Genomic DNA, 25882 nt, shown 5'->3' with positions numbered 1-25882 from the left:
CCGGGCCCAGCCCGGGGGCCGGGTCCAGCCCCCGGGCCCGGCCAACCCGGGCCCCGGCCCGGGACCCGGCTCAGCCCTCGCGCTCGGTCGCTCCGGCCGGTGCCGCGGGCCCGCGCACGGCGTCGTGCGCCGACACGTCACGGTCCGCACCCTCGTCGCGCGCCTGCATCCGCGGCGAGTTGAGCAGCAGGTTCAGCAGCACGGCGACGATCGCGCCGGCGCTGATGCCCGAGTCGAAGACGATCGTGAACCAGGTCGGGAACTGCGCGTAGATCTCGGGGCTGACCGTCGGCAGCAGGCTCACGCCCAGCGCGACCGCCACGATCAGGATGTTCGAGTTCGTGAACCGCACCTTCGACAGCGTCCGGATGCCGCTCGCCGCGACCATGCCGAACAGCGCGACGCCCGCCCCGCCGAGCACCGCCACGGGCACGCCCTCGACGACGGCCCCGAGGGCGGGCACCAACCCGAGCACCACGAGGATGCCCCCCGCCAGCGTCGCCACGTACCGCGACTTCACGCCGGTGATGCTGACCAGGCCGACGTTCTGCGCGAACGCGGTGTACGGGAACGTGTTGAAGACGCCGCCGATGACGGTCGACAGGCCGTCGGCCCGCAGCCCGTCGGCTAGTCGTCGCGGCGTCACCGGGCGGTCGACGATCTCGCCCACCGCGATGATGTCGCCGGTGGTCTCGGTCATGATCACCAGGCCGACGATGCACATCGACACGATCGCGCTCACCGGGAAGGTCGGCAGCCCGAAGTGGAACGGCAGGGCGAGCCCGAACCAGGCGCTCTCGCCCACTCCGCTCCAGTCGGTCAGCCCGAACGGCCAGGCGACGAGGGTGCCGACGACGAGCCCCAGCAGGATCGACAGGCGGCGGAGCGCAGGAGGCGCGAACCGCTCGATCAGGATGATCAGCAGCAGGGTGCCCGCGGCGAAGGCGACGTCGAGCGGGCGTCCGAAGTCGTCGGAACCCGCGCCTCCTCCGACCCAGCCGGCGGCGACGTCCATCAGCGAGACGCCGATGATCAGGATGACCGTGCCCGTGACGATCGGCGGGAAGAACCGCACCAGCTTCGAGAAGAACGGGGCGAGCAGCATCATGAAGACGCCGCTCGCGATGACCGAGCCGTAGATGGCCGTGATGCCGTACTCGCCACCGATCACGATCATCGGTCCGACGGCGGCGAAGGTGCAGCCCTGCATCAGGGGCAGCCGCACCCCGAAGCGCCAGAACCCCACGGACTGCACGATCGTCGCGATGCCGGCCACGAAGAGGTCGGCGCTGATCAGGTAGGCGATGTCGCCGGGCTCGAGCTGGCCCATGCCGACCAGTGCTCCTCCGACGATGAGGGGCACGGCGACCGCCCCGGCGTACATCGCGAGCACGTGCTGCAGGCCGAGCGGGAAGAGCCTCCGCAGCGGGGGGACGCGGTCGACGGGGTGGGTCGTCTCGGGCGGCCCGGCGGTCGCGACCGGCGAAGCGGACGGCTCGAGCGACTCGGGCGGGGACTGTGACATCGGGACTCCTGATCGTGGGGATGTCGGGTGGTCGCCGCCAGCGTACGAAACGCGCGTTTCGTCGCGACGGCACGCGTGTTTCAGGCTCGTGTCGTCAGCGGGGTGGATGCGCTCGGTGCCGCTCGTGCCGATGCACCCGCTTCCGAACGATGCACCCACGAGCAAGCGGGTGCATCGTTCGACACCGGGTGCATCGAGAAGGAGGCGCGGGCTGGCGGCTGAGGAACACGGCGGCAACCGGCGCCGTCGCCAGGCAACGCGGGCGCGGCGCGGCGCGGCGCCGCACCGCGCAGCACCGCACCGCACCGCGCAGCAGCCAGCGCAGCGCAGCGCGGCCAGCGCGGCCAGCGCAGCCCGTCGCTCAGCGCGCGGTGATCGCCCGCACGAGGTGCATCGTGACGTCCGCCGATCGCCCCGCCGTCAGGGCGAGGTTCTCATCGTGCACGTCGTGGGCGTCCGGACCGGCGAGGTCGCTGATGCCGCGCACCGAGACGAACGGCACGTGGTGGACGTGGCAGGTCTGCGCGATCGCCATCGACTCCATGTCGACGGCGTCCACGTCGACGACGTCGGCGAAGGCGCTGCGCACGCCGATCACGCGCTCGGCGGTCATGAACGCGTCGCTCGACGCGATCAACCCCGGGCGCACGGCCCACGGACCACCCGACGTGCCGTCCGACCCGGCCGACGTCTCGCCCGAGCCGGCCGACGCGTCGGACGGGACGGACGTGTCGTACGCGACCGCCGCCTCCATCAGGGCCTCGTCGGCGTGGAAGCTGGCCGGCATCCCGGGGACCTGCCCCAGCCGGTAGCCGAACACTTGCGCGTCGGCGTCGAGGTTGACGTACTCCGAGCCCGCGACGACGTCGCCGATCTCGATGCCGGCGCCCATGCCCGCGGCGGTGCCGGCGCTGATCACGGTCGGCACGACACCCTCGAGCGAGCCGGCCCGCACGATGGCCGACGTGGCCGCTCCGGCGGCGTTGACGAACCCGATGCCGCTCTGCACGAGAAGCAGCTCGACCCCGTCGATCTCGACGACCCGCTGCAGCGACCCGCCGACGGCGACCGGCTCGTCGACGCGCGACGCCCGGGAGACGAACGGTGCCGCCTCGTCGGCCATCGCCACGACGACGATGATCGGGGGGACGGCGACCGCCGCGACCCCGTCGGCCGGAGGCGCGGCGTGCGTTCCGCTCATCGGGTGACGGTCGACCACTCGTCGCGGGCCGCGAGGAAGTCGCGGGCGACGCCCTGGGCACCCTCGAGCGTGTGGTTGGCACCCCAGCCGCACTGGACCTCGTTGGCCGCGGGGACCTCGGTCGCGGTGGTGATGTCGGTGAGGGTGCCCTCGATCAGCGACAGGACGTCGTCCATCGCGGGATCGCCCTGCAGGATCAGGTAGAAACCGGTCTGGCAGCCCATCGGCGAGAAGTCGATGACGTCGCCGGAGCGGTTGCGGGAGTGCTCGGCGAAGAGGTGCTCGAGCGAGTGGACCGACGCCATGTCGAGGTGAGCCTCGTTCGGCTGGGTGAACCGGACGTCGAACTTGGTGATGACGTCGCCGTGCGGCAACGTCTTCTGGTCGGCGACGCGCACGTAGGGCGCGGCGACGGTGCGGTGGTCGAGGTTGAACGACTCGACGTTCATCTTGGGCTGGGTCACGATGGTCCCTTCGGGGTGCGGACGGGGCGCGGGAGGCACCTCGGTCTCTGCACCGATCTGTGCGTCCCAACGCCCTGTCGACCCTAGGACATTCCCTCCGCGCCGGTCGGAGTGTGACCCCGCATGCGGCCCACCGCCCCGCCGCTCCGCCGCTCGGCCGCTCGGCCCGCCACCCCGCCGCCCCGCCGCTCATCCCGCTCGGCTCGCCACCCCGCCACCCCGCCACCCCGCCACCCCGCCACGGAGTAAACAACCCGCCACGCAAAAAGATGGCGGCGTGTTTACTTCGTGGCGGCGAGCGGGAGGAAGGGATGGGGGGCGGACCGGCGGGCGCAGCGCAGCCCAGGCCAGCGCAGGGCAGGGCAGCCCAGCCCAGCCCAGCGCAGCCCACCCCCGCCCAGCGCAGCGCAGCCCAGCGCAGCCCGGCGCAGCGCAGCGCGCTACGGCAGCGTGTGCCCGGCGGCCGTGAAGAGCCGGTACCACTCGGGCCGGGTCAGGGGCACGTCCGACCCCGCGGCGCTGTCGCGGAGGTGCGCGACGCTCGTGGTGCCGAGCACGACCTGCATCCGGGCCGGGTGCCGGGTGATCCAGGCCACGGGGATCGCCGACGGCGGGACGTCGTACTTCGTGGCGAGCTCGTCGATGACGTCGTTGAGCTCGGGGTAGCCGTCGCGGTCGCCGAGGAACACGCCGTCGAAGAACCCCTTCTGGAACGGCGACCAGGCCTGCAAGGTCATGTCGTTGAGGCGGCTGTGGTCGAGGATGCCGTTGTCGCGGTCGACGGACTGGTCGAGCCCGGCCATGTTGGCCGCGACGCCCGCCGCGATCAGCGGGGCGTGGGTGATGCTGAGCTGCACCTGGTTGACGATCAGAGGCTGGGTCACGCTGCGCTTCAGCAACTCGACCTGGCCGGGCGTGTGGTTCGAGACGCCGAAGTGGCGCACCTTGCCGGCGGCGTGCAGCTGGTCGAAGGCGGCGGCCACCTCGTCGGGCTCGACGAGGGCGTCGGGGCGGTGCAGCAGCAGCACGTCGAGGCGGTCGGTGTGCAGGGCGGCGAGCGACGCGTCGACCGACTCGAGGATGTGCTCGGTCGAGAAGTCCCAGAAGCCGTCACGGATGCCGACCTTGCTCTGCAGCTGGATCGCGTCGCGCTCGGACGAGGTCATGGTGACGGCGTCGCCGAAGCGCTGCTCGCAGTGGTGGGGGTGGTCGCCGTACACGTCGGCGTGGTCGAAGAAGTCGATGCCGAGGTCTCGGGCCTCGGCCACGAGTTCACGGATCGCGTCGTCGGTCATGCCTGAGATGCGCATGAGCCCGAGGACGATTGTCGAGGCGGGGCGGTCGGTGGTGGGTAACGTCGTCGTCTTCACGCGGCCAGTCTGCTCTCGTCCGGCGTCCCCGGGAGCCGATCCGCGCCTCCTGGGGGGACGGTCAGGAGGCGCGGGGCGCCTGGGGAGGACCCGTCCCGTCGTTCGCGCCCTCCGTTCCGAACCCCCCGGCATGACCGTCACCGCGAGCGCGAGCACCGCGCGCGTCGCCGCCGCTCCGCTCGACCGGGCGTGGAGCATCGCGACGCCGCTGACCCCCGTCGGGTTCTATCCGCGGGCGGGGGTGATCCCGGCCGTCGTGGCCGTCCACGACCAGACCGGCCCGTGGGACGCCGTGGGGCGCACCCGCCGGCTCGAGCTGTCGGACGGCAGCAGCGTCGTCGAGAGCCTCGTGCGCGTGGAGCCCGACGGGGTCTTCGTCTACGAGCTCAGCGAGTTCACCGGGCTGCTCGGGCGGCTGGTGACGGGCGGCCGCGCCGACTGGAGCTACCGGGCGACCCCGAGCGGGCGCACGCGGGTCGACTGGACCTACTCGTTCTTCGCCCGACCGGGGCGCGGGGCGATCGTACGCGGCATCGTGCGCTTCGCCTGGGCGCCGTACATGCGCCGCGTGCTCGTCGGCATCACCCGCGAGATCGAGCGCACCGCCTAGCCGGGCGCGTCCACACCCCGGGTCCGTCCACGTCCCGGGCGCGTCCACGTCCCGGGCGCGTCCACACCCCGGGGTCCGTCCACGTCCCGGGCTCGCCCCCGGCGGGGCACGGGCCTCCGGGCACCGCTACCCTCGGGGCATGAAGGACGCCACGATCTACGACGTGGCGAAGCGCGCGGGCGTCTCGCACCAGACCGTCAGCAGGTTCCTGCGGGGGTTCGAGGGCATCCGTCCCGCCACCCGCGAGAAGGTCGAGCAGGCCCTCGCCGAGCTCGAGTACCGCCCGAACTCGGCGGCCCGCTACCTGCGCCTGCAGCGGACGAACCGCATCGGGCTGCTCGCCGACAACATGCACCAGTCGGGGCCCGCCCGCACGATCGCCGGGGCCACGGAGGCCGCGCGTTCGCTCGGCTACGTCACCGACATCGTCTCGATGGACGGCGGCGACGAACGCTCGGTCGACGACGCCCTCGACCTGATGCTCGGGCAGCAGATCGCCGGCATCGTCGTGACCGCGCAGACCGCCGTCGCCCGATCGGCGCTCGAACGCCGGGCGATCTCGGTGCCCGTGGCGCGTGACTTCGGGCTGATGGTCGAGGGCACCACCGAGTCGATCAACGAGCACGCCGGCCGGGTCGCGGCCGAGCACCTCGTGCGCCTCGGCCACCGCCGCGTGGCCTACGTCGCCGGGCCGGACCAGTGGCTGGCCGCCCGCGAGCGCGCCGACGGGTTCCGCCAGGCGGTGACCGGGTCCGGAGGCGCGGTGGCGGTCACCGACGTCGGCGACTGGTCCGCGGCGGCCGGCTACGACATCGGGCTGCGACTGGCCGCCCGGACGGACGACTTCACCGCCATCGCCGTCGCGAACGACGCCATGGCGATGGGGCTGCTCGCCGCCCTCGCCGCCGAGGGCGTCTCGGTGCCGCACGAGGTCAGCGTGGTCGGCAACGACGACACTCCCGAGGCGCGGTTCATGGTGCCGTCGCTCTCCACCGTGGCACTCGACTTCGGCTTCGAGGGGGCACACGTGATGACGTCGCTGATCGCCCACATCGAGGGACGCAGCCCCGACACGGCCAGCCGCCTGCCGGTGCCGTCCCTCGTCGCGCGCGCCTCGACCGCACCCGCGCGCGGCTGACGCCCCCGGGGACGGGCCGACCCGTGCCTCCTCCCCCGGGGACCCGTCGACGACGGGGTCTTGCGCAGGTGGCGGCACGTGGGTTACGTTCTCCGCAGACGCCGATGTTATCGACAACATCCAACGAACATCGATCGACGTCCCGAGCACGCGCGGGACGACGTCGGCGGTCGCCACCGCAGCCGACACACACGAACGGGTCAACGATGACTTCTGCTCCACGCCACTCCGGGGTCCTCTTCGGAGCCGCCTACTACGCCGAGTACCAGCAGGCGGGCACCCTCGACCGCGACCTCGACCTGATGGTCGAGGCGGGCTTCACGGTGATCCGCGTGGGCGAGTCGGTCTGGTCGACGTGGGAGCCGCGCGAGGGCGAGTTCGACCTCGACTGGCTCCAGCCCGTGCTCGACGGCGCCCACGCCCGCGGCATCGCGGTGGTGCTCGGCACCCCGACCTACGCGGTGCCGCCGTGGCTGCAGGTGCGCCACCCCGAGATCGCCGCCGAGCGGACCACCGGCGTCCGCGCCGGCTGGGGCGCCCGACAGGAGATGGACCAGAGCCACCCCGCCTACCGCTTCTACGCCGAGCGCGTCGTCCGCAAGGTCGTCGAGCGCTACGCGCAGCACCCCGCCGTGATCGGTTGGCAGGTCGACAACGAGCCCGGCAACGAGCGCCCGCGCAACGACCAGGTCTTCGACCGCTTCGTGGCCTGGCTGCAGCGCAAGTACGGCACCGTCGAGCGCCTCAACGAGGAGTGGGGCCTGGTCTACTGGTCGCACCGGCTGACCGAGTGGTCGCAGCTCTGGCGTCCCGACGGCAACGTGCAGCCGCAGTACGACCTCGAGTGGCGGCGGTTCCAGGGCGAGCTGGCCGACGAGCTGATCGCCTGGCAGGCCGACGTCGTCCGCGAGTACGCCCGCGACGACCAGTTCGTCACCACCTGCATCTCGTACTCGCGCCCGCAGGTCGCCGACGAGCGGCTCGTCGAGAGCCTCGACGTCACCGCCGGCAACCCGTACTACAAGATGCAGGACGGCCTGACGCTCGGCGTCGAGGTGCCCCGCGAGGCCGGCTGGTGGCACACCGGCGTCTGGGCCCTGCAGCAGTGGGGCGACCGGGCGTTCTCGTCGGCGCAGGCGCCCTTCCTCGTCACCGAGACCAACGCGCAGTCGATCGGCGGCCCCTGGCAGAACCACCCGCCGTTCGACGGGCAGATCAAGCAGGCCGCGCTCGCGCTCGTCTCCCGCGGTGCCCGCATGGTCGAGTACTGGCACTGGCACACGCTGCACTTCGGCGTCGAGACGTACTGGGGCGGCGTGCTGCCGCACAGCCAGCGTCCCGGTCGCATCCACCGCGAGGTCTCGGCCCTGGGCGCCACGCTCAAGGCGGTCGGCGGCGCGGTCGACGGCCTCGAGCCCGACGCCGACGTGCTGATGCTCTGGTCGACCGAGACCAAGTGGTCGTTCGAGACGTACCCGCCGCTGGCCCTGCCCGACGGCACCCCCGACCCGGAGTCGTACCTCCACCTGTTCGACGCGCACTACCGCGGGCTCGCCGAGGCGGGCGTGCAGGTGCGCATCCAGCACGTGACGCAGTTCCTCGCCACCGACCCGGCCGAGCTGGCCGCGACCCACCCCGTGCTCGTCGTTCCGGCGCTGTACGTCGTCGACGACGCCACGCTCACCGCGCTCACCGCGTACGCCGAGGCGGGCGGCCACCTGGTGGTCGGCATCCGCACGGCCTACGGCGACGAGCTCGCCCGCGCCCGCCGCGACCCGGCACCCGCCCGGCTCTCGGGCCCCGCGGGGGTCTGGTACGAGGAGTACACCAACCTCGACCACCCCCTCGCCGTCCACGTCACGGACGCCGGCACCGCCGAGCGCACCGACGGCACGACCGCAGGAGGCGCGGGCGCGGCCACCGAGGACGTCACCGCCCCGGCCTCCCCCGCCGACGCACCCTTCGTCCTCGAGCCGGGCTCCGCCGGCACCCGCTGGGCCGACGTCCTGCACGTCGAGGACGCCACCGTCGTGCTGCGGGCCGCGCCGACCGAGATCGGGGCCGACGCGATGCTGACGACCCGCGCCTCCGGAGCCGGCCGCGTCAGCTACGTCGCGACCGTGCCCAACCCCGAGCTCTCGCGCTCGATCGCCCGGTGGCTCGTGCCCGCCACGGCGGCGGGCACGTGGGCGGCGACCGAGACGGTCACGGTCACCACCGGTTCACGGGCCGGAGCCCCCGGGCTCGCGTTCGTGTCGAACTGGTCGGCCCACGAGGGAACGGTCACCACGCCCTCCGCGGTGCGCGACCTCGAGACCCGGGAGGTCGTCGCCGCCGGCACCACCGTGACCCTCGCCCCGCGCGCGGCCCACGTGTACGAGCTCGTCGACGCCGACGCCTCGTAGGCGGCCCGACCCGGCCTCCCCGACCCGGCCGCCCGACCCGCACGACGTCCCCCGCAGCACCCGGCCCGCACCACCCCACCGACCCGCACCACGTCCCCCCTGCACCACCCGATCCCCCGCACCACTCCCCCACCCCCTCGAGGAAGAACCACCATGAAGAGAAAGACCACAGCAAAGGCGCTCGTGTCACTCGCCGTCGTGTCGGCGTTCGTGCTGACCGGCTGCGCCCCGTCCGGCGGAGGCGCGGGTGGTGGTGGCGACACCGCGCCCGTCTCGCAGGCCGACATCGACAAGGCCATGGACACCGACACGACCCTCACCTTCTGGACCTGGGTGCCCGACGTCCAGAAGGAGGTCGACCTGTTCGAGGCCAAGTACCCGAAGATCAAGGTCGACGTCGTCAACGTGGGCACCGGCACCGCGCAGTACCCGAAGCTGCGGACGGCCCTGAAGGCCGGCAAGGGCGCACCCGACGTCGCCCAGATCGAGTACCAGTACATCCCGTCCTTCCGCCAGACCGGCAGCCTCGTCGACCTGACCCCCTACGGAGGCGCGGACCTCGAGTCGAAGTACGTCCCGTGGGTCTGGAACCAGGTCGCGGACGACACCGGCGTCTGGTCGGTGCCGCAGGACTCCGGCCCGCTCGGCAACCTCTACCGCTCGGACATCTACGAGCAGGCGGGGCTGACGGAGGCGCCCGAGACCTGGGCCGACTTCGCGACCGACGCGCAGACGATCAAGGACAAGACCGACTCGTACATCTCGAACCTGCCCGGCAACGACCCCGGCCAGATCGTCGGGCTGTTCTGGCAGGCCGGCGCCAAGCCGTTCTCGTACGACGGCGACAAGACCGTCGGCATCGACCTCGACTCGACCGAGACGCAGAAGGTCGTCACGTTCTGGCAGGACCTGATCGACAAGGACCTCGTCTCGACCGACGCCGACTTCAACGACGCCTGGTACCAGGGCTTCTCGTCGGGCAAGTACGCCAGCTGGCAGACCGCAGCCTGGGGCCCCGTCTTCCTGCAGGGCACGGCCGCGAACACGAGCGGCAAGTGGACCGCCGCGAAGATCCCGCAGTGGAAGGCCGGCGAGGACGTCTCGGGCAACTGGGGCGGATCGAGCGACGCCGTCATCACGGGCACGCAGAACCCGATCGCCGCGGCCGAGTTCAGCAAGTTCCTGAACAGCGACCCCGAGTCGACCCTCGCCTTCGCGAACGAGCAGTTCCTGTTCCCGACGACGACCGACACCCTCTCGAGCAGCGACTTCACCGACACCGCCTCGGACTTCTACGGCGGCCAGAAGGTCAACGAGCTCTTCGCCGGCGTCTCGGACACGGTCAGCACCGACTTCCAGTGGCTGCCGTTCATGGACTACGTCTACTCGAGCTTCAACGACACGCTCGGCAAGGCGATCGCCGACCACTCCGACCTCTCCGCCGCCCTCACGGCGTGGCAGGACGACGTCACCGCCTACGCGAAGCAGCAGGGCTTCACCGTCAAGTAGCGCTCACGGGGTGCCGCCCGCCCTCGGGCGGCACCCCCTCGGCCCGGCAAGGAGCCCCATGTCCACCTCCGTCACCCCTCGTCGAGACGCGACCCGCGCCTCCTCGTCCCGTCAGCCCGCCACCCCGCGGCGCACGAGCTCGCTGCACCGACCGCAGCTCGTCGCGGCCTGGGCCCTGGCGATCCCGTTCCTGCTCGTCTTCGCGGCGATGTTCCTCGTGCCGCTCGGCTACGCGGGCTACCTGAGCACCTTCACCTCGCAGCTCGTCGGCGGGCAGGTCTTCTCGGGCCTCGCCAACTACAGCCGCGCACTGAACGACCCGAGCTTCTGGGCCGGCCTCGGGCGGGTCGCGCTGTTCCTCTTCGTGCAGGTGCCGATCATGCTCGTGATCGCCCTGTTCGTCGCCCTCGCCCTCGACACCGGCCGGGTGGCCGGCAGCAAGTTCGTCCGCCTCGCGATCTTCGTGCCGTACGCCGTGCCCGGCGTCGTCGCGACGCTGATGTGGGGCTACCTCTACGGTCGCGAGTCCGGCCTGATCGCCCAGGTGATCAGCGGAGTCGGCCTCACGCCGCCCGACCTGCTGTCGCCGCAGAACGTGCTCGGCAGCACGATGAACATCGTCAGCTGGGAGTTCATCGGCTACAACATGATCGTGCTGTACGCCGCCCTGCGCAGCGTGCCGACCGAGATGTACGAGGCCGCCGAGATCGACGGCGCCGGGCCCTGGCGGGTGGCGTGGAGCATCAAGATCCCGGCGATCCGCTCGGCGATCCTGCTGACCGTGATCTTCTCGGTGATCGGGTCGTTCCAGCTCTTCAACGAGCCCAACCTGCTCTACAGCATCGCGCCCAACGCGATCGGGTCGGACTTCACCCCGAACCTCTACGCGTACAACGTCGCGTTCAAGAACCAGGACGTCAACTACGCCGCGGCCATCGCCTTCCTGCTCGGGTTCCTCATCATGATCATCAGCTACGTGGTGCAGCTCGCCACCTCACGCAAGGAGCGACTGTCGTGACGATCGCACCCGCCCCCGTCGACACCGCCGGGGCCACGTCCGTCGACCGTCCCGTCCGCCGCCTCGAGGGCTCCGGAGGCGCGGGCAATCGCCGCCCGCGACGTCGCGTCGAGCGGTCCAAGCGCAAGACGCCGATCCTCACCGTGATCCTCTGGATCACGCTGGCGTACTTCCTGCTGCCGCTGGTCTGGCTGGCGATCCAGGCGACCAAGACCAACGGCGACATCTTCTCGACGTTCGGCCTGGCCTTCGGCCGCACCTTCGCGCTGGGCGACAACCTGGCGCAGCTGTTCACGTTCCAGGACGGCATCTTCGTGCAGTGGATGGGCAACACGGTGCTCTACGCCGTGGTCAGCTCGGTCGGTGCGGCGGTGCTCGCCACGATGTGCGGCTACTCGCTGGCCAAGTACGTCTTCAAGGGCAGGTCGTTCGTCTTCGGGCTGATCCTCGGGGCGGTCATGGTGCCGCTGACGGCGCTGGCGATCCCGACCTACCTGCTGTTCAGCGCGGCGAACCTCGTCGACACCCCGTGGGCGATCATCCTGCCGTCGCTGGTCAGCCCGTTCGGCGTCTACCTGATGCGCGTCTACGCGAGCGAGGCGGTCGACGACAGCCTGCTCGAGGCCGCCCGCATCGACGGGGCCGGCGAACTGCGGATCTTCCTGACGATCGCGTCCCGGCTGCTCGCACCGGGCATCGTCACGGTGCTGCTGTTCGCCCTCGTCTCGACCTGGAACAACTACTTCCTGCCGCTGATCATGCTGAACGACCCGTCGCTGTTCCCGGCGACGGTCGGCCTGGCGCAGTGGCAGCAGGCGGCGACCGGCGGCGGCGGCGCCCAGGTGCTGTTCTCGACCGTGCTGACCGGGTCGTTCGTGTCGATCCTGCCGCTGGTCGTGGCGTTCCTGTTCCTCCAGCGCTTCTGGCAGTCCGGCCTGAGCGCCGGCGGTGTCAAGGGGTAGCCGGTCCGACTCCCGCCCCGGCCCCCGGTTCACGGTGGAGGTCGGAGCGGGTGGGCCGTGGCCGTGGCAGCGGCGGCCCGGGAGGCGGTGGTGACGTTGAGAGGTCACCACCGCCTCCGTTCTTTCGTCCCGGCGTCAGAGGCGGGCGTGCAGGTCGGCGACGCGGGCGCGGATGTCGTCGCGGACGAGGCGCATGCGCTCCATGCCCTCGACGCCCCGCTCGGACGGTTCGTCGGTGATCCAGGTCTCCAAGCGGGTGCCGGGGACCTCGTCGACCCGCGCCTCCCGGCCGAGGACGACGACCACGTCGGCGTCGCGCACCATCTGCTCGGTGAGGGCCTTGGGGTGCTCGTCGCCGAGGTCGATGCCGAGCTCGGCGAGCGACTCGACCGACTGCGCGTTGAGGTCGGTGCCGGGCGTCGTGCCGGCCGACACGACCGTGACCTCGTCGCCGGCGAGGTCACGCATCAGCCCGGCGGCCATCTGCGACTTGCCCCCGTTCTTCTGGCAGACGAACAGGACGGAGGCGCGGGTCGGGGTCATGCGGACACCGTACCGACCCCGGGTGGCCGGGTCCCGTGCCGTCGGGACGCGCCGCCCGCCGATCCGTCGGGGGTCCCGTGTCAGGTTCGCCGGTTCCGCGACACTCCTCTAGTGAAGGGGGTGGACGTGGATCACGACACGGAAGGCGACGACGAGCTCGTCAGACGCACGGTCGGGGGTGACCAGCGGGCGCTGTCGGCCTTGTTCGACCGGCACGCCGCGACGGTGACCCGCTACGCGTGGGCGCTGGCCGCCACCCGGATGGACGTCGAGGAGATCGTGCAGGACACGTTCGTGACCCTCTGGAAGAAGGTCGACCAGATCGACCTGCCCGAGGACTCGCTGCTGCCCTGGTTGCTGGTCGTCTGCCGCAACCACGCCGCCAACCTGCGCCGCAAGCAGGCCCGCGCCGCCACCGACGAACTGCCCGACGACCTCGTCGCCCCGGACCACGGCGAGGAGGCGCGCGACCGGCTGCGCTGGGTCCGCGACGAGATCGACGCCCTCGGCCCGGTCGACCGGCAGATCGTCGAGCTCTGCCTCATCGAGGGGCGCCCCTACGGCGAGGCCGCCGCCCAGGTCGGCCTGAGCATCGGCGCCGTCACCCAACGCGTGTCGCGCACCCGATCGCGACTGAAGAAGAAGGCGGTGATGAACGATGAACTCTGAGCCCCCCACCGGAGACGAGCTGAACCGCATGCTCGTCACGATGAAGCAGAACGTCCTCGAACGCACCACGGAGTCCCCGCGCCGGAAGCGCAACCGGAACCTCGGCCTCGGCCTGGGCCTGGCCGCCCTGCTGGCGATCGGCGGCGGCTCGGGAGCGCTGGCACTCGGCATGCTGCCCTCGCCGTTCCAGGCGTCGGCACCGTCCACGCCGACGAGCACGCCCACCCCGACGCCGACGGTCCGGCCGACGGCGACGCCGCGGCCGACGCCGACGGTGGCGCCGGTGGTCGCACCGGTGCCGTCGGCGCCGATCGACTGCGCGACGCTCGCGAGCGGCGTGCGGATGGACCTGTTCATCCCGTCGCCGCTCCAGGGCCGGGTCGACCTGCTGCTGCCGACGGACGCGAGCCTGTCCGAGTACGGCGTGCTGGGCTGCGAGTGGGGATCCACCGAGCAGCCGTACTCCCGCGTGGACCTCTCGGTGGCGAGTGGACGCGAGGCCGGACTCACCGCCGTCGACGACCTCGTGGCCGGTGGCGCCCAGCGCACCGAAGCCGGTGACGCCTCGGCCATGACCTGCACCGAGCAGGGTTGCCAGGCGACCGTCGTGTCGGGCATCTGGTGGGTCGAGTTCAGGACGTCGGACGTCGACGCCACGTCCGGGACCGTGTCGGTCGAGACGCGCGCCGCGAACACCACCGCGGCTCTGACGAGCCTGGTGTCGCGGCTCGACGGTCTCTCACGGGCCCCCTCGTGGACCCGACCGGACTCGTCGTGGGCCCGGGTCGACGATTGTGCCGCGCTGAGCCCGGCCGTTCCTCTGGGCCAGATCATGGGTTCCCCTCGCCTCGAGGGCCCGCAGGAGCCACAGAACGAGTACCCGAGCGGCATCGTCCGGGCCTCCGATCGCACCGTGCAGTGCCGTTGGACCCTTCCGTACGTCGAGGACGCACCGATCTCGGAGGTCGGCGACGTCACGGTGACGCTCTCCGCGGGTAGCGGCTGGGCCGTCGATGCGGTGGATTCGATGTCGCATCTCGAGCGGTCACCGGTCACCGTGGCAGGTGCCGAGAAGGCCGAGTACGTCTGCATCCACGACGAGGGCAGCGGTTGCTACGTCAACGTGCTGACCGACGGCTCGTGGCTGCAGGTCAGGACCAGCAACACATATGAGGACAGCCTGAAGGGCCTGCTGGTCGCGGCCGCGGAGGCGATCGTCGCGACGCGTCCCGCGAGCTGACCCGCGCCTCCTGCGCTGCCGTGACCGAGGCACGCGACCGCAGGAGGCGCGGGTCGGCGGACCGTCAGGCGTCGAGGCGGGCGCGGGCCCGGCCGCGCACGGCCAGGATCGCGCCGCCGACCAGGGCCGAGAGGAGCGAGCCGACGAGGACGCCGACCTTGACCACGTCGTCCTGCTCGCTGCCGGCCCCGTAGGCGAGCTCGCCGACCAGGAGCGACACGGTGAACCCGATCCCGGCCACGAACGACAGTCCGAGCACGTCGCCCCAGCGCAGGCTCGGATCGAGCCGGATGCCGGGCAGCCGCGTCACGAGCAGGGACGCCCCGGTGATGCCGATCGACTTGCCGAGCACGAGCGCCACGACGATGCCGATCGCGACGCTGTCGCTCAGCGACTCGACCAGCCCGCCGAATCCGCCGACCGTCACGCCGGCCGAGAAGAACGCGAAGACGGGCACCGCCACGCCCGACGAGACCGGGCTCCAGCGCTCGGCGAAGTGGTGGGTCAGCGGGTGCCGCACCTCGTGGCCGTCGGGTCCGACGTGCGTGACGCCGGCCCGGGCCGTCGCCACCGCGGGCACGAGCAGGCCGAGCAGCACGCCCGCGATCGTGGCGTGCACCCCCGAGGCGTGCACGAGGGCCCAGGCGAGGACGCCCAGCGGGATCAGCAGCCACCACGCCCGCACCCCACGGCGGACGAGCACGGCGAACGCGGCGAGCGGCAGCAGCGCCAGCAGCAGGGGGACGAAGGCGATGCCCGCCGTGTAGAACACCGCGATGATCGTGATCGCGATCAGGTCGTCGACCACGGCGAGGGTCAACAGGAAGGTGCGCAGGGCCGGGGGCAGCCGCTTGCCGACGACGGCGATCACGGCGACGGCGAACGCGATGTCGGTCGCGGCGGGGATCGCCCACCCCTGGAGCGCGTCGGGGCCGGCTCCGAGGTTGATCAACGTGAAGAGCAGCGCCGGCAGGGCGACCCCGCCGACCGCCGCGGCGATGGGCAGCACGGCGACCCGGGGGTCGCGCAGCGAGCCGGCGACGAACTCCTGCTTCAGCTCGAGGCCGACCACGAAGAAGAAGATCGCGAGGAGCCCGTCGGCCGCCCAGCTGCCCATGCTGAGGTTCAGGTGCAGGGCCTCGGGGCCGAACGACACGTCGCGCACGGCCGAGTAGAACGAGCCGGCCGGGCTGTTCGCCAGGACGAGCGCGAGCACGGTCGCCGCGAGCAGCAACAGTCCGCCGGTCGTGTTGCGGCTGAGGAACCGCGAGAGGCGTGCGCCCCGGCCCTCGGCACGGGGCGCGTGGGCGGGGGCAGGAGGGGCGGCGGTCGGGTCGGTGGCGGGGGCGGGGGTCGGGTCGGTGGCGGGAGCGGCCGGAGTGGGGTCGGCGGGCGTGGGGTCGGCGGGCGTGCGGTCGGTCATGGTCGTCGTCCTTCGGGAGCGTCGGCGGGCAGGGCGGGGCGTCCGCTCGACCCGTCGACGACGAGGAGCGGTGCTACGCCATGGGCGGCGGGCACCCGGCGATCTCGCCGTGGGCGTTGCTGCCCCACAGGCTCATCCAGCCGTTCGTGCCGCAGGTGCGCTTCGTCAGCACGAGCCGCTTCGGGAACGCCTGCTGCGCCGTGCGCGCCCGGCGCGGGGCGCGGGACGGGCAGGCGGGTGACGACATGCCCACCAGGATACCGCCGGGCCCCGGGGAGCGGGCCGGGCCGTCACCCACCCGCGGGTCCCACGGTGCCGGCCCGCGCCTCCTGCGCTCTCGGGGCGGGACGCCTGCACTCTCGGGGCGGGACGCACCGCCGACCGAGCGTCGCACCGCCCACGTCGGCGGTGCGGCGTTCAGTCGGCGGTGCGACCCGCGCCTCCTGCGGTCAGGCGACCGGGCCGCCGCCGCGCCCGCCCGGTCGAGGTGGCACCACGCCCGCGTCGTCCAACCACGCACGAGGGTGGTTCGACGACGCGGGCGTGGTGCCACCCGGTTCTCGTCGGACCAGGAGGCGCGGCGACGGTCGGGAGGCGCGGCGCACGTCAGGAGGCGCGGCGCACGTTCTCGACGAAGCCCGCGGCCCGCACGCGCAGGCTCGCGATGCGCTCGAGTCGGGCCGCCTCGGCGTCGAACCCGAGGTAGGCCTCGGGCGGCAGCACGTGCACGTTGGCCGAGCACTCGAACCCGCCGCAGACGAGCGTGCCCACGGTGTCGCCGTTGCGTCCGGCCGCGCCGGCACGCTTGGCGCCGTAGAACAGCACGTCGGCCGGCAGGCGGACGTCCTGGCACCAGGTGCACTGCGCACGCTGCCGGGGCGAGGCCTCGGCCTGCCGCAGCACGACGCCGGCGACCGCGGGGCCCGGCTCGCCGTCCGCGTCGAGCGTCGGCACGACGACGTAGGCCCTGCGGGCGAGCCTGGGGTCTCGCCAACCGAGGTACTCGAGGTCGGTCCAGTCGAGGTCGGCGAAGTCGGGCGGCAGGGTCAGGTCGGCTGCTTCCCGGCGGCTCGCGTTGACGAACGAGGCGCGGACGGTCTTCTCTGTCAGGGGGATCATGTGGTTCTCCGGTCGTCGGGCCCGGGGCACGGTGACGTCGACGCGCACACCCGGGCGATCGGCGACCGCGCGGGTGCCCGCCGTCGACGCGTCGGCCGACCCGGGTGTTCTCGTGGGATCGTGCCGGGGCTGCAGCCCACGCGGCACGGGTGCGCGGTCGGACCTCGACGGTCGATCCGCAGCGGAGACGCGACTACCTGCAGCCGGCGCACGCGGCGCCGACGACCCCCTCACGCCCGGTGGGCGTCGCAGGTGCGGACGAGATGATCATCCGGCCACCCTATGACCGTGAGCGCTCCTCGGCAACGACGCCCGCGCCTCCTCGTCCTGGCCGGGTCGCACCACGCCCGCGTCGTCGAACCACGCTCGAGGGTGGTGCGACGACGCGACGATGGTGCGACCCGACCAGGAGGCGCGGGTCGCGTCCCCGAGGCCAGCCACGGCCACGGCCACAGCGCACCACGAAATGGACGTCGCACCGCCGAGTTCGGCGGTGCGACGTCCAGTCGGCGGTGCGACGTGCGGGGTCAGCCCGCGTGGCGTCCGTGGTGGTCGGGGTCGCTGCCGTCGGGGACGGCGTCCACGGGGGCGGTCGGGTCGACGTGCGAGACGTGCCCGTCACCGGAACCCGAGCCCGAGCCCGCGCCCGCGGCCGAGCCCGAGCCCGACGCGTCGTCGGCCGAGGCGTGCGGCCTCGACCGCTCGAGGGAGGCGCCCTCGACGTCGACGTCGGGCAGGATGCGGTCGAGCCACTTCGGCAGCCACCACGCGGCGTCGCCGAGCAGGTGCATCACGGCCGGGATGAGCAGCAGGCGCACGACGAACGCGTCGACCAGCACGCCGAGGGCGAGGCCCAGGCCGATCGACTGGATCATCACCGAGTTCGAGAACACGAAGCCCGAGAAGACCGCCGTCATGATCAGCGCCGCGGCCGTGACCACCGTGCGACCGGCGTGGACGCCGCGCTGCACGGCCAGGCGGGCCGGCGAGCCGTGGGCGTACGCCTCGCGCATGCCGCTGACCAGGAACAGCTGGTAGTCCATCGCGAGCCCGAACAGCACGCCGACCATCAGGATCGGCAGGAAGCTCAGGATCGGCCCCGGGTCGTGCACGCCGAAGACAGGGCCGAGCCATCCCCACTGGAACACCGCGGTGACGCCGCCGAACGCGGCGAACAGCGACAGCACGAAGCCGATGGTGGCGGTGATCGGCACGAGGATCGAGCGGAACACGAAGATCAGGATGATCAACGACAGTCCGACCACGACGAGCAGGTAGAGGGGCAGGGCACCGGCCAGCTTCTCGCTGACGTCGATGTTGCCCGAGGCGTTGCCGGCCACGCCGAGCGACGAGACATCGTCGATGTCGAGGCCGCGCAGGTCGCGGACGAGCTGCTCGGTCGACTCGGCGGTCGGTCCGCCCTTCGGTACGACCTGGAACGCCAGCAGGGTGTCGTCGTCCGAGGCGCCGATGGGGGCGACCGCGGCGACGTCGTCCTGGTCCTTGAGGATCGTGCCGATGCGCACCTGCTCGGAGACGAGGTCGTCGTCCGAGATCGCGGTCGGCAGGTCGGCCACGACGACCAGGGGGCCGTTGACGCCGGCACCGAACTTCTCGTCGATCAGCTTGTAGGCCTTGTAGGCGCTCGAGTCGACCGGCTCGGACGACCCGGCGGGCAGGCCGAGGCGCATCGAGAGCGCGGGGATGGCGACGATCAGCAGCACGGCGACGCCGGCCACGAGGGTCAGCACGGCACGGGTGGTGCTCATCGGCTTGGTCGGCACGCGGACGGCGCCCGTGTTGCCGACGTTCTTCCGGGCCTTCTTGGTGAGGATGCGCAGGCCGACGAGACGCAGCAGCGCCGGGGTGAGCGTGATGGCGATCAGGATCGCCACGAACACGCAGACGGCGCCGACGGTGCCCATCAGGCCGAGGAAGGGGATGCCGGTCAGGTTGAGCGCGAGCAGGGCGATCAGCACGGTCGAGCCGGCGAAGACGACCGCGTTGCCCGACGTGCCGTTGGCCAGGCCGATCGACTCGTGCAGCGGCACCCCTTCTTTCAGCTGGGTGCGGTGGCGGTTGAGGATGAACAGCGAGTAGTCGATGCCGACCGCGAGGCCGAGCATCACGCCCAGCACGGGCGTGACCGACAGCATCTCGACGGCGCCCGAGAGCGACAGCGAGGCGAGCACGCCGACCCCGACGCCGATCAGGGCGTTGACGAGGGGCAGGCCGGCACCGATGAGCGTGCCCAGCATGACGAACAGCACGATGGCCGCGATGACCACGCCGGCCACCTCGCCCGGGCCGAGGATCTCGGGGATGCTGGCCGCGATGTCGTTCGACACCTCGACCTGGACGCCGTCGATGTCGGCGTCGTTCATCGCCTCGACGACGGCCTCCTTGTTCTCGCTGGTGACGAGGTTGAGCGCCTTGTCGAACTGGATGCTGGCCACGGCCGTGGTGCCGTCGGTCGACACCTGACGGATGCCGTCGGTCAGTTCGAGCAACGACGCACCCTGCTCGAGCGTGGTGCTCTGCGTCTCGAGTTCGGCCTTGCCCGCGTCGAGGGTGGACTGCTGCGTGGCGATCTGCTGCGTCCCCGCGTCGAGCTGCGCCTGCTGGGCCTCGAGCTGCGGCGTGGCGGCGGCGAGTGCGGCCCCGCCGGCGGCCTGCGCCTGGGCCTTCGCGGCGTCGAGCTGCTGCTGGCCGGCGGTGATCTGGGCCTTCGCGGCGTCGATCTGCGCCTGGCCCGAGGTGATCTGGGCCTCGCCGGCGGCGATCTGGGCCCGACCGTCGGTGATCTTCTGCGCCTGGTCGTCGATCTGCTGCTGGGTCGCGAACGGGTCGGTGGTGCCCTTGACGTCGTCCAGGTCCTTCGCGTCGGTCAGCAGGGCCGCGATGTCGGACTTCTGCTGGTCGGTGAAGGCCGCGTCGTCGGCGGTCGTGAAGACGACCGTTCCGGTGCCGCCGCTCGCCTGGGGGAACTTCTCGGCGAGTTCGTCGCTGACCTTCTGGGTCGCCGTGCCGGGGATGCTGACGGCGGTGGTCAGCGTGCCGCCGAACAGCGCGAAGGCGCCGCCGGCGAGGCCGAGCACGACCAGCCAGGCCACGATGACGAGCCAGGCCCGCCGGGCCGAGAACCGGCCGAGTCGATAGAGCAGGGATGCCATGGGTGTCTGTTCCTCCAGGGGTGGTGCGGGGTGATGCGGGTTGCGGGGGTGGGCCTCACGTCGCGTCGTCGACAAGGAGGTGCGGGTCGGCCGGGCGTGCCGGCCGACGGGTCAGGGGGTGGTCGGGTCGGGCCCCGTCGGGCCGGCCGTGGGGGTCTCGGCGGCCGCGGGCGCCGCATCGACCGCGGGCGTCCGGGCGCCCGCCGGCGGCGGCCCGTAGCCGGCGCGGATGCTCGTCGTCACCCGGTCGAGCAGGTCGGCCCAGACGTCGCGGCTGTCCGCGTCGACCACGGCGCCGGTCCGCGTGATCCAGTGGCGCGCGACGACGGCGATGCCGTTCATCAGCGAGCTGACGAGCACCTCGGCCTCGAGCGGGTCGGTGGCCGGGCTGCGCTCGGCCATCTCGATCGAGAGCTGCTCGGTGACGCGGGTGAAGACGTCCTGGATCAGGCTGTGCGACCGCGGGTCGCCGCCGTCGTCGCCGAGGACGCCCCAGAGGTACGAGACGACGGCCGGCAGGTCGATGCCCTGCATGGCCTGGATGATCTCGGCGAACAAGGAGGCGCGGCTGCCGTCGCCGACGGGCGTCGCGGCGGTCGCGGCCCGGAACTCGTCGACGGCACCGGTGAGCACGCGGGTGCAGGCCGTCATGACGACCTCGTCGAGCGACGAGAAGTGGTTGAAGACCGTGCGGCGCGAGACGTCGGCACGCTCGGCGAGCTCGTCGACGCTGAAGCGGGGCGCCCCGCGCTCGGCGATGAGCGCGTCGGCGGCGTCGAGGATCGCCTGGCGGTGCTTCGCCTTGAGGGCGGCACGGCGGTCGGGCACCAGGGTCTTGACGGTCACCTGCCTACACTAAGTGCAGCGACGCACTCGGTGCACCCACAGCGGCTGGGGAGTCGCTGGGACTTGCGCGGCCGGGACGCGGCCGCCGTACCCCGCCGCCCCGCGCCTCCTCGTCCTGCCGACCGGACGAGCAGGGGCGCCCCCGGCGCACGGCCACGGGACGCCCCTGCCCCGACGGCTAGTCCGCGGCGATCTCGCGGAGGGTGGCGAGATGCGCGGCCCAGGCCTCACGCCCGGCCGGCGTCGCCTTCAGGCTCGTCCGGGGCCGCTTGCCGACGAACCCCTTCGTCACGGCGACGTAGCCCGCGGCCTCGAGGGCGCTGACCTGCTTGCTCAGCGTCGAGTCGGTCACCTGCACGGCGTCGCGCAGGTCGCGGAAGTCGAGACCCTCGGCCGCGGCGAGCGCCGCCATCATCGAGAAACGGACGGGCTGGTGCAACAACTCGGACAGCCGGAGGCGCGGGTGCGGTCGCGCGGTCATCGTCGCGCCTCGCGCACCTCGACGGCCGCGCAGGCGACCGACACCGCGAGCAGGACCGCCGCCATGACGGCACTGCCGACGACGTCCTGGCCCTGCGAGAAGCCGACGACGAGCATGGCCCCGACGTAGCAGGCGAAGAACGCGGCCAGGTAGGCCATCCAGCGTCGACCGAAGCCGACGCGGGCCGACCTCCTCAGCAGGACGAACGCCACGACCAGGACGGCGATCCAGACGAGCAGGCCGCCCATCGCGACGAAGTAGGCGGTGCCCGTCGTGAGCCCCATGGCGAGGGTGCCCATCGACGCGGCGGCGCCCAGGCCGAGCAGGAAGGCGACGGCGGGCCAGCTCGCCGCCGACGTCGCGCTGCGGCCCACGGCGTCCGCCCGGTCGAGCAGGCGCCGGGCCTCGGCGGAGTCGGGGGTGCCGGTCGTGCCGGTGATGTCAGCGGTCATGGTGGTCGTCCTCTCGTAGGACTCCCACTCTAGAAAGTACTTTCACGATAAGCAAGTACTTTCTCGTCGATGCGATCGAGTGGGCAGAAGATGTTCGTCCCCTGCGGCGGAAGGACGTCTTCTGTCCACTCGACGGGCCCGTCGAGGTCGGGGCGCCCGGTCGGGCCCGACCGGGCCGGGCTAGATCGTCTCGTCGAGGTCGAGCAGCCGGGCGCTCTCGTCCCACAGGCGTCGGGCGAGGTCGGCGTCGGCCGCCTGACGGGCCACGCGACCGGGGGCCTTGAGGCGGTCGAAGTAGTTGCCGCTCGGCGCCGGCACGGTCGCCGCCCCCGCGAGGCGGATCAGCGGCTCGGCTCCGTCCTCGGTCGAGACGGCCAGGCGCTTGGCCGCGGTCATGAACGCGCCGTCGCCACCGAAGCCCGAGGCGACGAACCCGGGGTGGAACGCGAACGCGTCGACCCCGCCGCCGGCACGGGGCAGGCGTCGGGCCAGCTCACGGGTGAACAGCACGTTGAGCAGCTTCGAGGTGCCGTAGGCGCGGAAGCCGCCGGCCCACGCACCCCGTGCGTTGTCGAGGTCGTCCAGGTCGACCTTGCCGAAGAGGTTGCCGGCACTCGAGGTCTGGACGATGCGGACCGACCCGGCCGGCGCCTCCTTCGCCGTCTCGAGGAGGCGCGGCGTCAGCAACGCGGTCAGGAGGAAGGGAGCGAGGTGGTTGCCCTGGAACGTCGTCTCGTGGCCGTCGACGGTCAGCGAGCGCTCGGGGATCGTCGCGCCGGCGTTGTTCGCCAGGACGTGGATGCGGGGCAGCTCGGCGAGCAGCTGCTCGGCCAGGTCGCGGACGGTCGAGAGGTCGGAGAAGTCGGCGAGGTAGGCGGTGCCGCCGATCTCGTGCGCGACGGTGCGGGTGCGGTCGGGGTTGCGGCCGACGACGGCGACGGTGGCTCCGAGGCGGGCGAGCTCGCGGGCGGCGGCGCGGCCGATGCCCGAGCTGGCTCCGGTGACGACCACGGTCCGGTCGTCGAGGCGGGCGGCGGGAGGCAGGGTGACGGTCATGCAGGGGACGCTAGGCGGGATGCGCCGGGGCCGGGTCGGCGGTCGGCGTTCTCTCGGCAGGCGTACAGCCGCGCGCGCCTCCTGCCGCGGTAGCGTCGCATTACGAGACGAAGTGTCTCGATTCAGGGCGTGGTCTCCGCGCCTCGACCCGATCCTCCTCAGAGAAGAGACGACATGTCCGACGCCACCGCCCCCCTGACCGGCTCCCGCACCATCGGGACCTGGCTCGACCACCCCGAGGGCGGGCCGGCGCTCCGTGCCGCCCTCGGGCAGGGAGGCGCGTTCGACGAGGGCTCGCTGGCCCCGGTCCGCGGCCTGCCGCTGCAGCAGCTGGTCGCGATGAGCCAGGGGCAGGTGCCCCAGGAGCTGGTCGACGGCCTGGTGCTGCAGGTCAACGGCGGCGTCGTGCCCGACGAGGCGGCCGAGGCCGACGGTCCGTGGCGCGAGACCGTCACCCCCGGCCGCTTCGCCGGCAAGACCGTGATCGTCACGGGAGCGGCGTCCGGCATCGGCCGGGCGACGGCGTCACGGGTGGCACGTGAGGGCGGTCGCGTCGTCGCCGTCGACCTCTTCGCCGACAAGCTGGAGGCCCTGGTCGCCTCCCTGCCCGGCGCCGACGTGGTCACCGTGGCCGGCGACATCACGAAGCAGGACGACATCGACGCGATCGTCGCGGCGGCCGGCGACCGCATCGACGCCCTGGCCAACATCGCCGGCATCAACGACGACTTCTCGCCCCTGCACGAGACGAGCGACGCCATGTGGGACCGCGTGATCGGCATCAACCTCACCGGCGGGTTCAAGCTGTCGCGCGCCGTGATCCCCGTGATGCTCGGGGCCGGGCGCGGCTCGGTCGTCAACGTGGCCTCGGAGGCGGGACTGCGCGGCAACGCGTCGGGCAACGCGTACACGGTGTCGAAGCACGGCGTCGTCGGCCTGACCAAGTCGGCGGCCTTCATGTACGCGAAGCAGGGCATCCGGGTCAACGCGGTGGCACCCGGCGGCGTGGCGACCGGCATCCCGTTCCCGGCGAACGTGTCCGAGGCGGGGTCGGCGCGGCTCCGTCCGTTCCAGGCGGCGATCCCGACGATCGCGACGGCCGAGGAGCTCGCGGCGTCGATCACGTTCCTGCTGAGCGACGACGCGGTGAACGTGAACGGCGCGATCCTGGCGAGCGACGGCGGCTGGTCGGTCCAGTAGAAGGGGTGGGTCCGCGGCGGGCGTGCGGGAGGATGGACCGGTGACCACCGCACGCCCCGGCCGCGCCCGCAGCGAGGCCGCCCGCCTCTCGATCCTCGACGCGACCCGTGACGAGCTGGCCGAGCGTGGCTACGACAAGCTCTCGCTCGATCGCATCGCGGCGGCGGCGGGGGTCGGCAAGGCGACGATCTACCGCTGGTACCCGGCGAAGGCGGCACTGGTGGCCGAGGGCATGCTCACGGGACACCTGCTGCCCCACCTCGAGGTGGCCGACACGGGCGACGTCCGTCGGGACGTGCTCGACTGGCTCCGCGCCTCCTTCTCGACCTTCGCCTCGCCCGCGGCGGGCGGGCTGATCCGCGCGTCCATCGCGGCGACCGCCGAGGACGCCGCCGTCGCCGAGCACTACGAGGAGCGTGTCACCTCGGTCACGCGGGCGGCACTGCTCGCCCGCCTCGAGTCCGGGAGGCGCGCGCGGCAGATCCGGGACGGTGCCCCCCTCGAGGCTCTCGTCGAGTCGCTGATCGGCACCGTGCTGCTGCACGTCGTGACGCGCCGCGATCCCGGGCCGGCCGCGCTCCACGCGACGGTGGACCTGCTGTTCGACGGCGTCGCGGCGCGGTCGGACTGACGCGTCACCGCCCGCCCATCGCCTCCTCCACAGAGGGGCGCCGAGCGTGCCCGTCGGCGTCCGCCCGTGGAGGGACGCCTCCATCGCCTCCAGTAGCAGTGGGTGGTGGCCGAGGGCAGCCTCTGAGCAGGTCGCGCGGGCCCGACGAGCCGGCGTCGTACTCCGGTGACGCGCCACCGGGGCCCATCGTTGGTCACCCGACCAACGTCGACCGTGAACGCGTGCATCGCGCCGCCGCCGGCCACAGGATCGTTCTCGCAAGGCAGTTCCACTCGACAACACGAAGCACCGCAACTCGAACTCCTACGACAACGAAAGAGGACGAACCATGAGCAAGCTGAAGTCGAAGACCGCCACGATCATCGCCGCCGTCGCCGTGAGCGGCGTCGCCGTCACGGGGCTGAGCGGATTCGCCGCCGCTCCCGCACAGGCGGCGACCACCGCTCCCGCCTCGCCGGAGTCCAGCACCGGCAGCCCGATCACGGGCAGCGTCACCCTCGACCCGCTGGCGATCGTCAGCGCGATCAGCGCCGCCGTCAACGACCAGGGCGACCGGTCGGGCGCCGTGCTGGCCGCCCTGGACGTCGGCTACTACAACGCCGGCAACCCCGACCGGCTCACGGTCGCGGTCGTGAACAAGAACCAGGACATCACCGTCGAGGGCTCGATCGCCGACGCCCAGCCGATCGACATCAAGGGCGGCAGCTACGTCATCTACTGGTTCGACGGCCCCGGCAAGGTCACCAACAACGGTGACGGCGGCTACCTGAACTGGGGCGTGCTCGGCAACAACGTCAAGACCGACAACGTCATCAGCATCAACGGCGGCTGACCCCGCCGCGGCACC

Annotated in this window: 24 protein-coding genes; 11 read left to right on the top strand and 13 right to left on the bottom strand. The window is 72.4% G+C overall.

Annotated elements, in window-relative coordinates:
• Positions 1-70 precede the first annotated feature (70 nt).
• From ACIOSR_RS08930 to ACIOSR_RS08915, 4 genes are all read right to left on the bottom strand, one after another.
• Positions 71-1525 carry a nucleobase:cation symporter-2 family protein gene (locus ACIOSR_RS08930; protein ID WP_402752397.1) on the bottom strand — a complete coding sequence of 485 codons (1455 nt, stop codon included), beginning with the start codon at positions 1523-1525 and terminating at the stop codon, positions 71-73.
• A 361-nt stretch (positions 1526-1886) separates the two neighbouring features.
• Positions 1887-2726, bottom strand: coding sequence for a 5'-methylthioadenosine/S-adenosylhomocysteine nucleosidase (locus tag ACIOSR_RS08925; protein WP_402752396.1), 840 nt, complete (start codon positions 2724-2726; stop codon positions 1887-1889).
• Complete coding sequence (locus ACIOSR_RS08920) at positions 2723-3175, bottom strand: S-ribosylhomocysteine lyase (RefSeq protein WP_043597358.1); 453 nt, start codon at positions 3173-3175, stop codon at positions 2723-2725. Before ACIOSR_RS08920 ends, ACIOSR_RS08925 begins: the two co-directional genes overlap by 4 nt.
• 455 nt (positions 3176-3630) lie before the next feature.
• A complete protein-coding gene (locus tag ACIOSR_RS08915; protein ID WP_200413594.1) occupies positions 3631-4560 on the bottom strand; it encodes an aldo/keto reductase family oxidoreductase in 930 nt (309 codons plus the stop codon).
• Between the two features lie 130 nt (positions 4561-4690).
• On the opposite strand from ACIOSR_RS08915, the gene ACIOSR_RS08910 reads away from it, so the two are divergent.
• From ACIOSR_RS08910 to ACIOSR_RS08885, 6 genes are all read left to right on the top strand, one after another.
• On the top strand, positions 4691-5170 hold the full coding sequence (locus ACIOSR_RS08910; protein WP_056043870.1) for an SRPBCC family protein: 480 nt from the start codon (positions 4691-4693) through the stop codon (positions 5168-5170).
• Positions 5171-5309: 139 nt separating this feature from the next.
• Positions 5310-6308 carry a LacI family DNA-binding transcriptional regulator gene (locus ACIOSR_RS08905; protein ID WP_402752395.1) on the top strand — a complete coding sequence of 333 codons (999 nt, stop codon included), beginning with the start codon at positions 5310-5312 and terminating at the stop codon, positions 6306-6308.
• A gap of 206 nt (positions 6309-6514) precedes the next feature.
• Complete coding sequence (locus ACIOSR_RS08900; RefSeq protein ID WP_402752394.1) at positions 6515-8713, top strand: beta-galactosidase; 2199 nt, start codon at positions 6515-6517, stop codon at positions 8711-8713.
• Positions 8714-8866: 153 nt separating this feature from the next.
• A complete protein-coding gene (locus ACIOSR_RS08895) occupies positions 8867-10222 on the top strand; it encodes an ABC transporter substrate-binding protein (RefSeq protein ID WP_056043877.1) in 1356 nt (451 codons plus the stop codon).
• Positions 10223-10280: 58 nt separating this feature from the next.
• The gene (locus tag ACIOSR_RS08890; RefSeq protein WP_056043881.1) at positions 10281-11240 is read left to right on the top strand and encodes a carbohydrate ABC transporter permease; all 960 of its coding nucleotides are present in this window, start codon (positions 10281-10283) and stop codon (positions 11238-11240) included.
• Positions 11237-12202 carry a carbohydrate ABC transporter permease gene (locus ACIOSR_RS08885; RefSeq protein WP_082460077.1) on the top strand — a complete coding sequence of 322 codons (966 nt, stop codon included), beginning with the start codon at positions 11237-11239 and terminating at the stop codon, positions 12200-12202. The genes ACIOSR_RS08890 and ACIOSR_RS08885 overlap by 4 nt, the downstream gene beginning before the upstream one ends.
• 135 nt (positions 12203-12337) lie before the next feature.
• Here ACIOSR_RS08885 and ACIOSR_RS08880 read toward each other — a convergent pair whose 3' ends face one another.
• A complete protein-coding gene (locus ACIOSR_RS08880; RefSeq protein ID WP_402752393.1) occupies positions 12338-12745 on the bottom strand; it encodes a low molecular weight phosphatase family protein in 408 nt (135 codons plus the stop codon).
• 126 nt (positions 12746-12871) lie between these two features.
• Here ACIOSR_RS08880 and ACIOSR_RS08875 point away from each other — a divergent pair, with 126 nt between their 5' ends.
• Complete coding sequence (locus ACIOSR_RS08875) at positions 12872-13414, top strand: RNA polymerase sigma factor (RefSeq protein ID WP_082460151.1); 543 nt, start codon at positions 12872-12874, stop codon at positions 13412-13414.
• On the top strand, positions 13404-14654 hold the full coding sequence (locus ACIOSR_RS08870; protein ID WP_402752392.1) for a hypothetical protein: 1251 nt from the start codon (positions 13404-13406) through the stop codon (positions 14652-14654). The genes ACIOSR_RS08875 and ACIOSR_RS08870 overlap by 11 nt, the downstream gene beginning before the upstream one ends.
• Positions 14655-14718: 64 nt before the next feature.
• Here the strand turns inward: ACIOSR_RS08870 and nhaA are convergent, their stop codons facing one another.
• The 8 genes from nhaA to ACIOSR_RS08830 all read right to left on the bottom strand — a co-directional run bounded on the left by nhaA (position 14719) and on the right by ACIOSR_RS08830 (position 23204).
• Positions 14719-16077 carry a Na+/H+ antiporter NhaA gene (gene nhaA, locus ACIOSR_RS08865; protein WP_402752391.1) on the bottom strand — a complete coding sequence of 453 codons (1359 nt, stop codon included), beginning with the start codon at positions 16075-16077 and terminating at the stop codon, positions 14719-14721.
• 73 nt (positions 16078-16150) lie between these two features.
• Positions 16151-16324, bottom strand: a complete 174-nt coding sequence (locus ACIOSR_RS08860) for a hypothetical protein (RefSeq protein WP_159824777.1) — start codon at positions 16322-16324, stop codon at positions 16151-16153.
• A 359-nt stretch (positions 16325-16683) separates the two neighbouring features.
• Positions 16684-17196 carry an FBP domain-containing protein gene (locus ACIOSR_RS08855; RefSeq protein ID WP_123571500.1) on the bottom strand — a complete coding sequence of 171 codons (513 nt, stop codon included), beginning with the start codon at positions 17194-17196 and terminating at the stop codon, positions 16684-16686.
• Between the two features lie 527 nt (positions 17197-17723).
• Entirely contained in the window at positions 17724-20369 is a 2646-nt protein-coding gene (locus ACIOSR_RS08850) for an MMPL family transporter (protein WP_402752390.1), read from the bottom strand.
• Positions 20370-20480: 111 nt separating this feature from the next.
• Positions 20481-21215, bottom strand: coding sequence for a TetR/AcrR family transcriptional regulator (locus ACIOSR_RS08845; protein ID WP_402752389.1), 735 nt, complete (start codon positions 21213-21215; stop codon positions 20481-20483).
• A gap of 178 nt (positions 21216-21393) precedes the next feature.
• Positions 21394-21696 carry a transcriptional regulator gene (locus ACIOSR_RS08840; RefSeq protein WP_056043893.1) on the bottom strand — a complete coding sequence of 101 codons (303 nt, stop codon included), beginning with the start codon at positions 21694-21696 and terminating at the stop codon, positions 21394-21396.
• Positions 21693-22148 carry a hypothetical protein gene (locus tag ACIOSR_RS08835; RefSeq protein WP_056043896.1) on the bottom strand — a complete coding sequence of 152 codons (456 nt, stop codon included), beginning with the start codon at positions 22146-22148 and terminating at the stop codon, positions 21693-21695. Before ACIOSR_RS08835 ends, ACIOSR_RS08840 begins: the two co-directional genes overlap by 4 nt.
• 180 nt (positions 22149-22328) lie before the next feature.
• Positions 22329-23204 (bottom strand): SDR family NAD(P)-dependent oxidoreductase, encoded by an 876-nt coding sequence (locus ACIOSR_RS08830; protein WP_173153703.1) that lies wholly within the window; start codon positions 23202-23204, stop codon positions 22329-22331.
• A gap of 174 nt (positions 23205-23378) precedes the next feature.
• Here ACIOSR_RS08830 and ACIOSR_RS08825 point away from each other — a divergent pair, with 174 nt between their 5' ends.
• The 3 genes from ACIOSR_RS08825 (at position 23379) to ACIOSR_RS08815 (ending at position 25867) form a co-directional block, all read left to right on the top strand.
• Positions 23379-24404, top strand: a complete 1026-nt coding sequence (locus tag ACIOSR_RS08825; protein WP_402752388.1) for an SDR family NAD(P)-dependent oxidoreductase — start codon at positions 23379-23381, stop codon at positions 24402-24404.
• A 40-nt stretch (positions 24405-24444) separates the two neighbouring features.
• Positions 24445-25035 carry a TetR/AcrR family transcriptional regulator gene (locus ACIOSR_RS08820; protein ID WP_402752387.1) on the top strand — a complete coding sequence of 197 codons (591 nt, stop codon included), beginning with the start codon at positions 24445-24447 and terminating at the stop codon, positions 25033-25035.
• Positions 25036-25363: 328 nt separating this feature from the next.
• Positions 25364-25867, top strand: coding sequence for a hypothetical protein (locus tag ACIOSR_RS08815; RefSeq protein ID WP_056043909.1), 504 nt, complete (start codon positions 25364-25366; stop codon positions 25865-25867).
• Positions 25868-25882 lie beyond the last annotated feature (15 nt).

The sequence above is a fragment of the Frigoribacterium sp. NPDC087798 genome, from assembly GCF_044742985.1.
Lineage (GTDB): Bacteria > Actinomycetota > Actinomycetes > Actinomycetales > Microbacteriaceae > Frigoribacterium.
This window is presented reverse-complemented; position numbering and strand designations above follow the sequence as displayed.